The organism is Streptomyces fildesensis (genome assembly GCF_016107395.1).
In the GTDB taxonomy this organism is placed as follows: domain Bacteria; phylum Actinomycetota; class Actinomycetes; order Streptomycetales; family Streptomycetaceae; genus Actinacidiphila; species Actinacidiphila fildesensis.
Map to the genome: position 1 here is coordinate 1 of NZ_JAAIKO010000327.1, position 252 is coordinate 252.

The 252-nt window shown below is 66.7% G+C and carries 1 protein-coding gene; it reads right to left on the minus strand.

Annotated features, from left to right (window positions below; all coding sequences use genetic code 11):
* Positions 1-252, minus strand: a 252-nt coding sequence (gene tpg / locus C6N31_RS43090; RefSeq protein WP_438817458.1) for a telomere-protecting terminal protein Tpg, incomplete at both ends; no start/stop codon positions are given.

The window sequence follows — 252 nt, forward strand, 5'->3', positions numbered from 1 at the left end:
GCGACTTCGAGGTGGCGCATCCGGTCTTCGTCGGTGGTGTTGATCGGGGCCTTGTAGCCGATGCGGGCGTAGGTGTCGATGACGATGCCGTCGCTGGTGGCCGCGGTCTTCCTGGCCTTCGCCCGGACCTGCGGCTGCCAGCGTGTCTTCACCTCGCGCTCCAGGCGCGCTCTGAGGTCCTTGCGGGGCTTTCTGATCTGCTCTTTGACGTACCGCTCGACGGTGCGCTGGGAGATCCCTAGCGCCTGGGCT